An 11,752-nucleotide genomic window follows, 5' to 3' on the forward strand; every position below is an offset into this window, starting at 1 on the left:
TCGACCTACCAACCCGTCATGAAATCCCCAGCCTCTCTCTCCCTCTACAGCGCGGGAGGCAGGCTCGGCGTCACCAGTCGAAGCACCCAGGCCGCTGCGCGTTGACACCGTATTTCCGGCGTAGCGCCTCGATCGCCGCCTCCTGCCGCTCGATCCTGAGCCGTAGCCGGTCCATATCTGGACCTGACACCAGCAGAAAGCCGTCGAGAACGCGCCGGTATTCTACCTCGTCGGCGCCGGTCCACCGGCTCATCCGGCGATGATAGTATCGCGCCTTCGGACGCCGGCCGATCGTCTCGGCTTCGGCCCGGTCGCTGAGCGCACGCTCGGCAAGGGCGAGGTTGCGGCGGGTTTCCGCAAGACTGGTTTCCATGCGCGCCAGGGCCGCGCGCAACTGCTCACGGTCGATCATGGCCGCCGCCTTGCCCCGAAGTTTCATCGGGATCGTCAAGATCGAGATCCTGCTGCTGGAAGCGCGGCGGGATTTTCTCCTCCGGTCCCTGCCAGACGATCCGGCCGTTCTTCCAGATCGTGACGAAACCGCCACCTGAAGGCCGTGGCATCGGCGGCTTCGCCTCGAAATTCCGGCAACAGAAATCCGCCGTCGTCGCGGAGAAGACGGTCGAAGTCCGGCCGACGAGCAACACGCGGTCGCACGTTCCGGAAGGCCGTTTGACGCGCCGGCGCGAAAGGCCGAGCCGAAAATTTTCGTAGTCCCGCTGCTCGCGTTCGGGCGGGGCGTGCCAGTGGATGCAGTTTTTGCATCGGCCATCCTGCCGGGCATCAGGCCCATCGAGCGGAGGCCCGCCATTATGGCCGGACGGAAGGGAGCGTTCGGTCATACCGCGCCTCCCGTCCTGCCCTCGGGCGTGACGCGAACCATGCGCCGGACGACGACGGGCCGCGTGTCGCTGGCCTGGGCGAGCCGCTCGATCAGCGCGAAATCCGCATCGGAGCATTTGCCGCGCACCTCGATATCGACCCAATGACTGGCCCGGCCGAGATTGGAACCGCCAAGGCTGTGACCGTCGAGGATGTGGAGGCTTTCGTCCGGATCGATCGGACGGGCTTGTGAGGCGAGAAAAAGGATGCCGGAGCCGAGATTGCCGCAGAACAGCAGTTGGTCGGCTTCGGTCGCGTTCTGCCCAAGAGCGGCCTTGCGCCTGCCGATCTGCCGGAAGGCGTCGGCGAAGGTTGCCGGGTTGCGGGTGATCCGCACTGCGAGCTGCTGATGGAAGACCCACGGTGGCCTGTAGGGATCGAGCTTGCCGACCGCGATCTGATGGAGAAAATCGGTAAAGCTCGCCGGGTCCGCCGGATAAGGGCAAGTCCGCCAGATCTCGCGGACGCGGTGGCGCAACGGATCGGGGAACGCGAACAGCCGGGCACGGCCTTTGCGCCACCAGGCCGCCCGCTGGCTGCGGCGCTCGCGTTCGGCCTCGTCCCACCAGACGGCGCGGCGGGCCATTTCCTCGTCTACGCTGTGCTGACCGGCAGCGATGTCGTCGGCGAAAAGCGGCAGGGCCTCGCGTTCGAGGCGCTGCTTGCGCAGGAACGCCGCGCGTTTGCGCGACGTGTCTCCATAGGGTTCGGGTCTGTGCCAGCGACGGAAGCGCATCACGCGGCCCTCCTGTCGATGGCGGTTTCCGGTTCGGCGACGGGCCGCTCGTCCTCCGGCAGGAAGGACAAGATCCAGTCGGCCGCCTTGCTGGCTTGCGAGGCTGCGCGGACGATGACGCGATTGTCTGCGCGCATCGTATCGATCCACGCGCCAATGTAGTCGCTATGCCTCACGGTCGGGACGATCCCCATCGCCGCGCAGCAAAAGGCGCTCGAAATTTCGGCCACACATTCCTCGAAAAAATAAGGCTTTGAGCCAAAGGAACCGGACAAATCCCGATTGAGCCGGCTGTGATGGCCGCTCGCGTGACCGACTTCGTGGAGCGCAGTTCTGTGCCAGTTGATCGGCTCGAAATAGGCGGCGGGCGGAGGTACGTGCACCACATCGAGCGACGGAATGTAGAAAGCCTTATTGCCGCCGATGTGGAAGTCGATGCCTGTCGCCTTGATGAGCGCCTCAACGCGCGGCTCGATCATGCCGGGCGGCGGAGGTGGCGCGATGGTCTCGATCTCCTCGGGCAATCCTTCGCATTGCGCCGTGTTGAACACGGTGAAGCGTTTCAGGAAGGGGATAGCGTGGGCTTCCTCGCCGGCGTCGCGCGCACGCTTTTTCTCGTCGTCGGGGACGAAGCGGTCGGCATAGACGACAGTCGTGCCGCGTTCGCCCTTGCGGACATTTCCGCCAAGGGAAAGGGCCTGGCGGAAAGTGAGCCAGGCCTGAGCGGGAAAGCCGTGCTCGATGACGGCACCCCAGAGGATGAGAACATTGATGCCGCTGTAGCTGCGGCCGGTGCTGGCGTTTCTCGGCAGTCCGAGCGGTGCTTTCGCTGCCGACGTGCCCCAGGGCTGCACCCAGGGAATACGTCCGGCCTCCAGCTCGGCGATGATCTTGTTGGTGATTTCGTCGTAAAGGTTTGCCCGATCCGATCCGGTACGGTCATATCTGGACATCGCGGTTCTCCGCGACGGGCGCCGGAAGCCTCTCTCCCAGCCCTCAACCCGTCGCGGAAAACCCGGCCCGCACTCTCACTCTAAGGGGGCGTTGCGGGGTCTCCCCGCTGAAGAGGGTGCGCCGGCAACGCAGTGCCGGCCAGGGGGAAAGCTTTCCCCCACCCAAGATACGGAAACTCGTGGAAACGACAGTCCGGAATTCAGCCTTGGAACCTCGACCAGCAATTCCGAATCAAAGCCCATGCCGCCGATAGCATCGAGGCGATGCCGTCATGCGTCATATTGCGCGAAGTTAAGATCGGAGACGAGACTGTCGATGGCGATGCCGGTCCTGTCGCAGAATTCCAGCATTTCAATCCAGGGATTGCTGCCGGGATCGCGGTCCCACAGACGCACGATATATTGCTGGTAACCATGGCCCGCGGTGATATCGCCAAGCAAATGATGCTCAAGCAGGTTCATACGCTGACGTAGCTTGGTCTTACCCAGGCTGAATGCGCCCGCCACATCTTAAGCCGGCAGATTGTCGACGTCTCGTGCCTCATGCGCTCCGTCAGCTTGATGGCGAAGGCGCGCTCTTCAAGGGGAAGCTCCTTCAGTCGGTCGATGAAGGTAGCCAGCCCTTCGACCTCTTCATCGAGTCGGTAACGTCGAACACCTCTGTCGAAGCTGCGGCGGTCTTCGTTGCTCATCTTGGAATCGAAGCGCGGGCCGCCTTTTTCGGCGGCGTAGATATGGCGATCTTGCCCAGCATGGCGCCGCTTGCATCGACAAGCCGCTCCTGGCAATCGGGGATCGCGCATTGGTTTCCGCTATAGGCGAAGAGTTTCTTTATCGTGGATTGTGTCGGATCAAGTCGTTCGACCGGCTTCTTGGCCATATGTGCGGAACCATCACTCTGAAATCGGACTGGCTGTGCACCGGGATATTGCAACGAGCCGGGGAATGACGTCTTCGGCGTAAAGCCGGAAACACGTAAAACCGTGGATCAGGGTTTCAGGGAACGGAGAAAACCGCCCTAGAGATCGCCGACGTGTTTCTCGATCTGCGCCGCCAGCCTGATGAGCTTCTGGTCGCGCAGGATGCCGATGAAGTCTGTGGCCGAAACACGCGACCGGCTGAGATTGCTCCGCGCATTCGCCAGCGAGCTGACAAGCTGCTCCGGAACGTGCTCGTAGAGAGCGGCAAGGAAAACATCCGGCGACTGACGCATGAGGCCATGCTTGCGCAGCTCGCCGACCGGAAAATCGCGCAGGTTCCAGGTGATGATTGTCGATGCACCGGCCTCGATGGCGGCCGCTGCGACATGACGATCATCCGGGTCGGGGAGACTGACGGCCTGAACATGCCTTTCGTATCCGGCGACCATCGCGCTCGGCAGGGCGACGTCCATGAGGCGCTTGGTGGCTTCCAGCCGGTCGATCGAGAGGCCCGGCGTTTTGGCCACGAGGTTGCGCATCCATTCGTCATGGATCGTGTCGGTCCAGCGCGCATGGAACAGGCGATCGACGCTGGCCTGGACGATGATATTTCTCAAATGGAACGGATAGAGGATGCAGGCATCGCAGACTGCGACGGAGAGACTAAATGCCATAGCGCAGATGGAGGTCCTCGGCGTCAGCCGCCAGATCCTGCATGGCCTTGCGCTGGACGTCGAGCTGCGCCTTCAGCGCCAGCACGTCCTTGAGCGAGGCGCGGCGATGCTTTCCGACGTAGCGGAACGGCAGGTCGCCGATGTCCATGCGATGGACGACAAGCGGACGAGAGATGCCGAGAATGGTCGAGGCTTCGGTCGGGCTCAGTTCCTGATTCTCGGCAATGACCGCCACCCGTTCGCCGCTGAGCAGCCGCGAAAGCAGGGTTTCTATGGCATTGGCGGCGGCCGGCGGCAGTGAAACCGTCTGCTCCGCACCGTCCCGGCGGCGGACATGCAGTTCGACATGATCGCCCTCGCCGAGTTTCGGCAGGTGCGTTACATTCTTGCGATCCCGGTCCGAAAGGCCGGCAAACTGGACGACTTGGCTGGCCATGGCATGTTCTCCTTGCCTGCCAATATAGGGATATACGTCATCAACTGCAATAACTGAAATCGAACACACCTTGCGGGACCGGCGACGGGAGCCGTCGCCGGCAAGGTGCGGGTCCGTGCTCTGCGCCATCACGCCGCCTGCCTTTCTACCTGTTCGGGAAACACGGCTTTGTCCTCTTCATCCAGGAGGGAGGCGATTTCCTCGCAGGTGCGGGTGACGGCGAGCTTCAGGGCCTCATCGATATGGACATAGCCCTGTGTCACGCTTTGAGCAGCATGGCCAAGCAGTGCCCTGATCGTCAGCTCGGAGAAGCCGAGATCGCCGGCGACGCTGCCGAAGGTGTGGCGCAGCGTGTGCGGCGTGACACCCTCAATACCGACGCTGGCGCAGAGCCTGAAGAGGCAGGCCTTGGCCGACGTGAAATGGCCGTCGGTAATATCGGACGGGAAGACATACGGATTATTGCCGCGAGCCGGCTGGCTGGCAGCGATCTTCGCGGCGGAAGGGCCGATCGCACGGATCTGCGCATCGCTCTTGGTGTCGGGGAAAGCCACGTAGCCGACCCCGGCGTTGAGCCAATGGCGTTGCACGCCTTGTCCCTCTGAGATGCGGAAGCCTGTGAGCGCCAGGAAGCGGACGATGGCGAGGGCCACAGGGCTTTCGCCGTTGCGTTCCGCGTGCCGCATCGCGGCGCCGAGTTTCTTGATCTCGGCCACGCTCAACCGCCGCTGTTTCTTCTTGCCCGCGAGCTTTCGCGCGCCGCGGCTCGGATGGCTTTCGATTTTGTCGAGGCGGGCGGCGTGACCAAGGATACTCTGGAGCGTTCCGACGGCGCGGGAGGCAACGCCGGGGCCGCCGGTCGTGACGCCGCCTCGACCTCCGCCTCGCGGCTTCGCCGTCTTGCCGGCCACGATATCCGACTGCATCCCCTCGATATCGGCCACCTTCAGCGTATGCGCGAGGCGACTGCCGAGGAGCGGCTTGATGTGCGTTTCGATGCGGCTCTTGTCCATGGCGAGCGTCGATTTCTTGATCGGCCGATTGCGGCGGCCGAGGATGCGGCCAGCCTCGGCCTCGGCGAGATACCAGTCACACAAGGCAGAGACTGTCTGCTGGTGATGCGGGTCCTTGTCGGCATCGGCAGGATCGTCTCCGTCCGCGATCATGCCGAGCTTGACCTTGGCCTTTTCGCGAGCCTGCTCAACGGTCATCACTCCGAAACGGCCGAGATTAATGCGCCGTTCCTTGTTGGCCGCGTTTCGATAATTCAGCACGAACGTCTGGAGACCGGAGGGGAGCATGCGGACTCCGAAACCCCGGAGTTCGCCGTCCCACAAGAATGCCTGCTTGCCCTTCTCGGGCGGGGTCATGGCTTCGAGTGCCCGCTTGGTGAGTTTGGCCATGTTGCTTCCTCTCTGACTGCGGTTGACGATTTTGCTGACAATAGCATAACTGCTTGGCCTTTGTCAGCAAGTTGTCAGCGGAAAAAGAGAAATGGAAGCGTATTTGACGGATACAGACGGCGATGCAAAAATGAAATTACATAATTATTTTAGTATGATAGAGAGAATTCGGATAGTGTAGCGTAGGGTCTCGTCAATCTTGCCAAGGTTGGGGTCGAGGGTTCGAATCCCTTCGCCCGCTCCAGTTTTTCTTTAGTTCAGGTTTTACGAAGGCTGCCGACAGGCGGCCTTTCGTGTTTCAGGGCAGTATTTCTGGAAATAGACTATTGCTAGAGCAGCTTGAACGGCAGGCCTGAAACAAGCACCTTTATATAGCGTTTCTTCTGAAAATAGCCGTTGAGTGAAATACGCGGCATCGCTGCGGCTGGCATAACACCTGTTTGCTGCAGCACACCGGGCTGGGTGGTCACGCCCACATCGAACCCGCCTTCTGAAACCGCCCTGATCTCGCGTTCGCCAACGGCCGCCTTCCATCCATATGGATAGGCGAAGGATCGCGGCCGGTAACCGGCGTAGTGTTGCACCGATTCGGTTGAGTCAGCGATTTCCTTGGCCAGTCTTTCGTCATCGACACGACGTAAATTGACATGAGTGACTGTGTGGGCGCCAAGATGCACAAGCGGGTCCAGCGCAAGAGCGCGCAATTCCGATGGGTTCATCACCGATTCATCGACAAGCGAAATTGCGTCGATCCCGACCGTTTGTGCAGCTGCGTCTATGCGGGCTACTGCCTCGTCTTCATCGAAACACTGCATGAACTGCACAAGCTGGGCAAAGGCCGCTGATTTCTGTGCCGGAGTTGCTGCGCGCACATCGAGAACACCGCCGCCAAAGTCGAAATGGAAACTGTCGGCTTCCGTCACCAGAGCCGCAATGGTCCGCCACCACATGGATCGCTTGCGTTCCACGAAACCCGTCGTGATGAAAATCGTGTAGGGAATGCTGTATCTGGCAAACACAGGGGCCGCGAAGTCTGCATTGTTCCGATAACCATCGTCCAGCGTGAAGGCGACATATTTCCGGGTGCTGCCTTGTTCGGAAAGCAGCCTCGGCAAGTCATGCAAATGCACCGGCACAAGGCCCGCTTCCAATGCCGCTTCTATCGCCATTTCAAGCGTTTGCGGCGTAATCGAAAGAATGGCGTTGGGGTCTGACCGATCTGTCGCATCTTCCGGTTTGACGTGATGCATCGTGAAGACGACACCGCGCCCACCGGCAGAAGGGAAAAGCGCCGACGCGCCGGAAAAGGCAATAGCCTCCAGCCCCGCACGGATCAGCGGATATTTCAAACTGCCCTTAATAGACCGCAGCGACATCTTCTCGAATATACTTCCCCCGAAGGCCAGACTTGGCGCGGGATCGTGCGCCAGCCGTGAACCCCACTCGCCTATAGCAATTTCATCTCGCCACGTGAATTGCTTTCGCCGCATCTTATTCCTAGAGCGCATTTCGATCTGATTGAATCAGATCGGCGCTCTCAATATTTGTTTTGAAGCGCATCCCGAAAACCGTTTCACACTTTTCGGGATGCGCTCCAGCAAAAAGGCCGCACGCAAAGCGTACGGCCTTTTATCATTTTGTTCGTTAAACTTGACGCTTCAAAGCGAAGTCGAGCTCTTCCACCAGTCGGTTCCGCCATCATGCGCATACTGGTCAATTTCAGCCAGTTCCTCGGCACTGAATTCCAGTCCCTTCAAAGCACCCAAAGAGTTTTCAAGCTGCGCGACCGAGCTTGCCCCGATGAGCGAAGAGGTGACGCGCGGATCGCGAAGCGTCCAGGCAATCGCCATCTGGGCCAAAGTCTGTCCACGACGTTCCGCAATAGCGTTCAATGCCCGAATGCGCCCCAGCAGTTCTTCGTTCTCTGCGCTGGCTTTCAGGGAGCCGCCCTGATTCGCCCGCGCACCTTCCGGAACGCCGTTCAGATAGCGCGATGTCAGCAAACCCTGAGCCAGCGGCGAAAACACGATGCAACCGGCGCCCAGCTCATCCAGCGTATCGAGAAGCCCATTCTCGATCCAGCGGTTGAACATGTTATAATTCGGCTGGTGAATGAAAAGCGGCACGCGCTCTTCCTTCAGGATCGCCGCCGCCTTCAGCGTCAGTTCCGGCGAATAGCTCGAAATACCGACATAAAGCGCCTTGCCCTGGCGATGCAGATGCGCGAGCGCTCCCATCGTCTCTTCCAGAGGCGTCGTGGCATCGACACGGTGCGAATAGAAGATGTCGACATAGTCGAGCCCCATCCGCTGCAGCGACTGGTCGAGACTGGCAATCAGATATTTGCGGCTGCCGCCAATGCCACCGTAGGGCCCCGGCCACATGTCCCAACCGGCTTTCGATGAGATAATCATCTCATCGCGATAAGGTCGAAAATCGCTGGCCATGATGCGACCGAGGTTTTCTTCGGCAGATCCGGGAGGCGGGCCATAATTGTTCGCTAGATCGAAATGGGTCACGCCCAGATCGAAGGCGCGACGGAGAATCGCGCGACCATTTTCGTAGACATCCCGGCCACCGAAATTGTGCCAGAGGCCAAGCGATATCGCTGGCAGGTCGATGCCGCTCCGACCGGTGCGGCGATAGATCATATCTGACTGATAGCGATCAGCCGCTGCAGAATAATGCATAACGCATCTCCATGAGTGAAATGGTTTGACCACGCATGGAAGACAGCGCCGATCCCATGCATAACAGGTGTGACGCATATTTGATCCCGAAGGGGAGCCGAGGCAATGCTAATCTGCTGAGTGTTACTCAACGAAAGAATGACAAATAATCAACAACGGCTCTTAACGTGATCCGACTTCCTCAGCGACCACCAATTTCGCGAGACCCTGATCTTCGCGGATGAGATCGATGAGCCGTCGCAAACCAGATGGAACCTGTCGTCTGCTCGGATAATACATGGTCAGGGGCGGACCTTCCGAAGCCCAGTCCGGTAGCACGGCTTCAAGCGCACCTGCGTCCAGGTAGTTCTTGACCAATGGCTCCAGACAATAGGCAAAGCCGATCCCGCCCAAAGCGGCTTCCACAGCCTGTTCGGTTTCATTGGCGCAAATCGGTCCTTTCACATCGACCCGGCGCAAGGAAGCACCGTTCCCCAATTCCCATGCATATCGGGAATTGTCCCCGAGCCTCGTCTCTATACACGGCAAGCGGAGCAGATCGTCCGGCGTTTCGGGGCGCCCTGCCCTCGATATCAAAACCGGAGAACCAACCACGATCCATTGCAAAGGTCCGGTTAGCGCAACGCCAATCATATCCTGCGGCACCCGGTCGCCATAACGGATCCCCGCATCGAAACCCTCAGCGACTATATCAACCATCTGGTCATCTATAGTGAGGTCGAGATGCATGTCGGGATAGGTTTGCGTATAGCGCGGTAAGATGGGTGCGATGATCAGCCGTGCGGCATCACGCAGCGCGTTAAGCCTTATGCGCCCCGATGGAAAGTCCCGCTGACTGGTCAGAGCTTCCAAGGCCTCCCCTATCGTCCGCAGTCCGCTTTCAAGTTGTGTCGCGAGTGCCGCACCGGCTTCAGTCGGCGTGAGGGAGCGGCTGGTACGGTTGAGCAATCGCACGCCCAAGTCCGCCTCCAGTTTTTTCATACGATGACTGATAGCTGAGGTTGTTACGCCGAGCTCGATCGCGGCCAGTTTCATGCTTTTGCGGCGTACGATAGTCACGAATATGTTGAGATCAGCCAGCACGGAGCGATCGAGGTTCACGATTGTCTTCCTTTGATAACGCGGCTGTTTGATAGCTTACACGGGTTGGTTTGTCGCTATTCTGGTGGCTTGGAATATCGTGCGGCTGCTTAAACGCCAAAACCCCGCAGCATAGCTACGGGGTTTTAATTTGGTTGCGGGGGCAGGATTTGAACCTGCGGCCTTCAGGTTATGAGCCTGACGAGCTACCGGGCTGCTCCACCCCGCGCTATGGGTGTTTATTTTGAACCGGTTGGGTAGTTTTTGCGCATCGCGCTTACGAAAGCTGTTTTGTATGTTTTGAGAAGATGGAATGTTATTTGTGTGCTTGGCAGACCTGGCAGCGACCTACTCTCCCGTGTCTTAAGACAAAGTACCATTGGCGCTGGAGCGTTTCACGGCCGAGTTCGGAATGGGATCGGGTGCAGCCGCTCCGCCATAACCACCAGGTCGGCGAAGAACACAAATATGAGAAGCTGGTTGTCTTTCGTGCAGATAAATCAGCGATAAACGCTGATAAACAATAAGCACACGACTGTGTGCCGGCGCCTTTGCGCCGCCCTCTTAGGACGCCATTCACGAAGTGAATAAGGCGTGAGGGGCAAAGTTTTCATCAAGCTACGCTTGATGGATATGGATAGTAAATGGGAGTGATCAAGTCGATCGAGCTATTAGTACCGGTAAGCTACATGCGTTGCCGCACTTCCACACCCGGCCTATCAACGTGGTAGTCTTCCACGGCTCTGATAGGGAATACTCGTTTTTAGGTGGGTTTCCCGCTTAGATGCCTTCAGCGGTTATCCCGTCCGTATATAGCTACCCTGCTATGCCGTTGGCACGACAACAGGTCCACCAGAGATACGTCCATCCCGGTCCTCTCGTACTAGGGACAGATCCTATCAATATTCCTACACCCACGGCAGATAGGGACCGAACTGTCTCACGACGTTCTGAACCCAACTCACGTACCGCTTTAAATGGCGAACAGCCATACCCTTGGGACCTGCTCCAGCCCCAGGATGCGATGAGTCGACATCGAGGTGCCAAACAACCCCGTCGATATGGACTCTTGGGGGTCATCAGCCTGTTATCCCCGGCGTACCTTTTATCCGTTGAGCGATGGCCCTTCCACGCGGGACCACCACCGGATCACTATGACCGACTTTCGTCTCTGCTCGACTTGTCAGTCTTGCAGTCAGGCAGGCTTATGCCATTGCACTCGACGAACGATTTCCGACCGTTCTGAGCCTACCATCGCGCGCCTCCGTTACTCTTTAGGAGGCGACCGCCCCAGTCAAACTACCCACCATACACGGTCCTGGACCCGGATAACGGGCCGCAGTTAGACATCCATATAGGCAAGGGTGGTATTTCAAGGATGACTCCACAATGGCTGGCGCCACTGCTTCAAAGTCTACCACCTATCCTACACATGCCGACACGAATGCCAGTGTAAAGCTATAGTAAAGGTGCACGGGGTCTTTCCGTCTAACCGCAGGAACCCCGCATCTTCACGGGGAATTCAATTTCACTGAGTCTGCGTTGGAGACAGCGGGGAAGTCGTTACGCCATTCGTGCAGGTCGGAACTTACCCGACAAGGAATTTCGCTACCTTAGGACCGTTATAGTTACGGCCGCCGTTTACTGGGGCTTCAATTCAATGCTTGCACATCTCCTCTTAACCTTCCAGCACCGGGCAGGCGTCAGACCCTATACGTCGTCTTGCGACTTCGCAGAGCCCTGTGTTTTTGGTAAACAGTCGCTACCCCCTGGTCTGTGCCACCCCCACCTAGTTGCCTAAATGGAGGTCACGCTTCTTCCGAAGTTACGCGTGCATTTTGCCGAGTTCCTTCAACGCAGTTCTCTCAAGCGCCTTGGTATTCTCTACCAGTCCACCAGTGTCGGTTTAGGGTACGGTCTATATGCAGGAGCTATTTCCTGGAACCGCTTCGCTGCACATTCAATCCAATAAGAATGT

12 protein-coding genes, 1 tRNA gene and 2 rRNA genes (1 of these 15 cut by a window edge) are annotated in these 11,752 nt (G+C 58.9%); 1 reads left to right on the forward strand and 14 read right to left on the reverse strand.

Translation table 11 applies throughout. The annotated features are described in order from the left end of the window. Positions 1–70: 70 nt before the first annotated feature. From OHI65_RS19940 to OHI65_RS19960, 5 genes are all read right to left on the reverse strand, one after another. A complete protein-coding gene (locus OHI65_RS19940; RefSeq protein WP_097143181.1) occupies positions 71–412 on the reverse strand; it encodes a hypothetical protein in 342 nt (113 codons plus the stop codon). Then, a complete protein-coding gene (locus OHI65_RS19945) occupies positions 399–842 on the reverse strand; it encodes a hypothetical protein (protein ID WP_097143182.1) in 444 nt (147 codons plus the stop codon). The genes OHI65_RS19940 and OHI65_RS19945 overlap by 14 nt, the downstream gene beginning before the upstream one ends. Next, the gene (locus tag OHI65_RS19950; protein WP_125301585.1) at positions 839–1,618 is read right to left on the reverse strand and encodes a hypothetical protein; all 780 of its coding nucleotides are present in this window, start codon (positions 1,616–1,618) and stop codon (positions 839–841) included. Before OHI65_RS19950 ends, OHI65_RS19945 begins: the two co-directional genes overlap by 4 nt. After that, the gene (locus OHI65_RS19955; protein ID WP_125301543.1) at positions 1,618–2,571 is read right to left on the reverse strand and encodes an ArdC family protein; all 954 of its coding nucleotides are present in this window, start codon (positions 2,569–2,571) and stop codon (positions 1,618–1,620) included. Before OHI65_RS19955 ends, OHI65_RS19950 begins: the two co-directional genes overlap by 1 nt. A gap of 270 nt (positions 2,572–2,841) precedes the next feature. Next, positions 2,842–3,078 (reverse strand): hypothetical protein, encoded by a 237-nt coding sequence (locus OHI65_RS19960; protein WP_256886282.1) that lies wholly within the window; start codon positions 3,076–3,078, stop codon positions 2,842–2,844. Positions 3,079–3,107: 29 nt separating this feature from the next. On the opposite strand from OHI65_RS19960, the gene OHI65_RS19965 reads away from it, so the two are divergent. After that, positions 3,108–3,389 (forward strand): hypothetical protein, encoded by a 282-nt coding sequence (locus OHI65_RS19965; RefSeq protein WP_125301545.1) that lies wholly within the window; start codon positions 3,108–3,110, stop codon positions 3,387–3,389. A gap of 200 nt (positions 3,390–3,589) precedes the next feature. On the opposite strand, the gene OHI65_RS19970 is transcribed toward OHI65_RS19965, so the two are convergent. The 9 genes from OHI65_RS19970 to OHI65_RS20010 form a co-directional block, all read right to left on the reverse strand. Continuing rightward, a complete protein-coding gene (locus OHI65_RS19970; RefSeq protein WP_097143147.1) occupies positions 3,590–4,165 on the reverse strand; it encodes a PIN domain-containing protein in 576 nt (191 codons plus the stop codon). After that, positions 4,155–4,730, reverse strand: a complete 576-nt coding sequence (locus OHI65_RS19975; RefSeq protein WP_235824443.1) for a DNA-binding protein — start codon at positions 4,728–4,730, stop codon at positions 4,155–4,157. Before OHI65_RS19975 ends, OHI65_RS19970 begins: the two co-directional genes overlap by 11 nt. Beyond that, positions 4,730–6,004, reverse strand: coding sequence for an integrase family protein (locus tag OHI65_RS19980; protein ID WP_097143145.1), 1,275 nt, complete (start codon positions 6,002–6,004; stop codon positions 4,730–4,732). Before OHI65_RS19980 ends, OHI65_RS19975 begins: the two co-directional genes overlap by 1 nt. Positions 6,005–6,333: 329 nt before the next feature. After that, on the reverse strand, positions 6,334–7,380 hold the full coding sequence (locus OHI65_RS19985) for a polysaccharide deacetylase family protein (protein WP_125300372.1): 1,047 nt from the start codon (positions 7,378–7,380) through the stop codon (positions 6,334–6,336). Between the two features lie 282 nt (positions 7,381–7,662). Next, the gene (gene mgrA / locus OHI65_RS19990; RefSeq protein ID WP_125299952.1) at positions 7,663–8,694 is read right to left on the reverse strand and encodes an L-glyceraldehyde 3-phosphate reductase; all 1,032 of its coding nucleotides are present in this window, start codon (positions 8,692–8,694) and stop codon (positions 7,663–7,665) included. Between the two features lie 162 nt (positions 8,695–8,856). Next, positions 8,857–9,795, reverse strand: coding sequence for a LysR family transcriptional regulator (locus OHI65_RS19995; protein ID WP_264358778.1), 939 nt, complete (start codon positions 9,793–9,795; stop codon positions 8,857–8,859). A 131-nt stretch (positions 9,796–9,926) separates the two neighbouring features. Beyond that, a tRNA-Met gene (locus OHI65_RS20000) sits at positions 9,927–10,003 on the reverse strand. Positions 10,004–10,109: 106 nt separating this feature from the next. Then, positions 10,110–10,224, reverse strand: a 5S ribosomal RNA gene (gene rrf / locus OHI65_RS20005). A 200-nt stretch (positions 10,225–10,424) separates the two neighbouring features. Beyond that, positions 10,425–11,752: ribosomal RNA gene (locus tag OHI65_RS20010) — 23S ribosomal RNA — on the reverse strand (it continues 1,583 nt past the right edge of the window).

It is taken from the genome of Brucella sp. MAB-22 (assembly GCF_025908475.1).
GTDB classification, from domain to species: domain Bacteria; phylum Pseudomonadota; class Alphaproteobacteria; order Rhizobiales; family Rhizobiaceae; genus Brucella; species Brucella anthropi.

Coding starts and splice junctions, on each gene's coding strand:
- OHI65_RS19940 (WP_097143181.1), bottom strand. CDS start 412: ATGATCGACCGTGAGCAGTTGCGCGCGGCCCTGGCGCGCATGGAAACC.
- OHI65_RS19945 (WP_097143182.1), bottom strand. CDS start 842: ATGACCGAACGCTCCCTTCCGTCCGGCCATAATGGCGGGCCTCCGCTC.
- OHI65_RS19950 (WP_125301585.1), bottom strand. CDS start 1,618: ATGCGCTTCCGTCGCTGGCACAGACCCGAACCCTATGGAGACACGTCG.
- OHI65_RS19955 (WP_125301543.1), bottom strand. CDS start 2,571: ATGTCCAGATATGACCGTACCGGATCGGATCGGGCAAACCTTTACGAC.
- OHI65_RS19970 (WP_097143147.1), bottom strand. CDS start 4,165: ATGGCATTTAGTCTCTCCGTCGCAGTCTGCGATGCCTGCATCCTCTAT.
- OHI65_RS19975 (WP_235824443.1), bottom strand. CDS start 4,730: ATGGCGCAGAGCACGGACCCGCACCTTGCCGGCGACGGCTCCCGTCGC.
- OHI65_RS19980 (WP_097143145.1), bottom strand. CDS start 6,004: ATGGCCAAACTCACCAAGCGGGCACTCGAAGCCATGACCCCGCCCGAG.
- OHI65_RS19985 (WP_125300372.1), bottom strand. CDS start 7,380: ATGTCGCTGCGGTCTATTAAGGGCAGTTTGAAATATCCGCTGATCCGT.
- mgrA (WP_125299952.1), bottom strand. CDS start 8,694: ATGCATTATTCTGCAGCGGCTGATCGCTATCAGTCAGATATGATCTAT.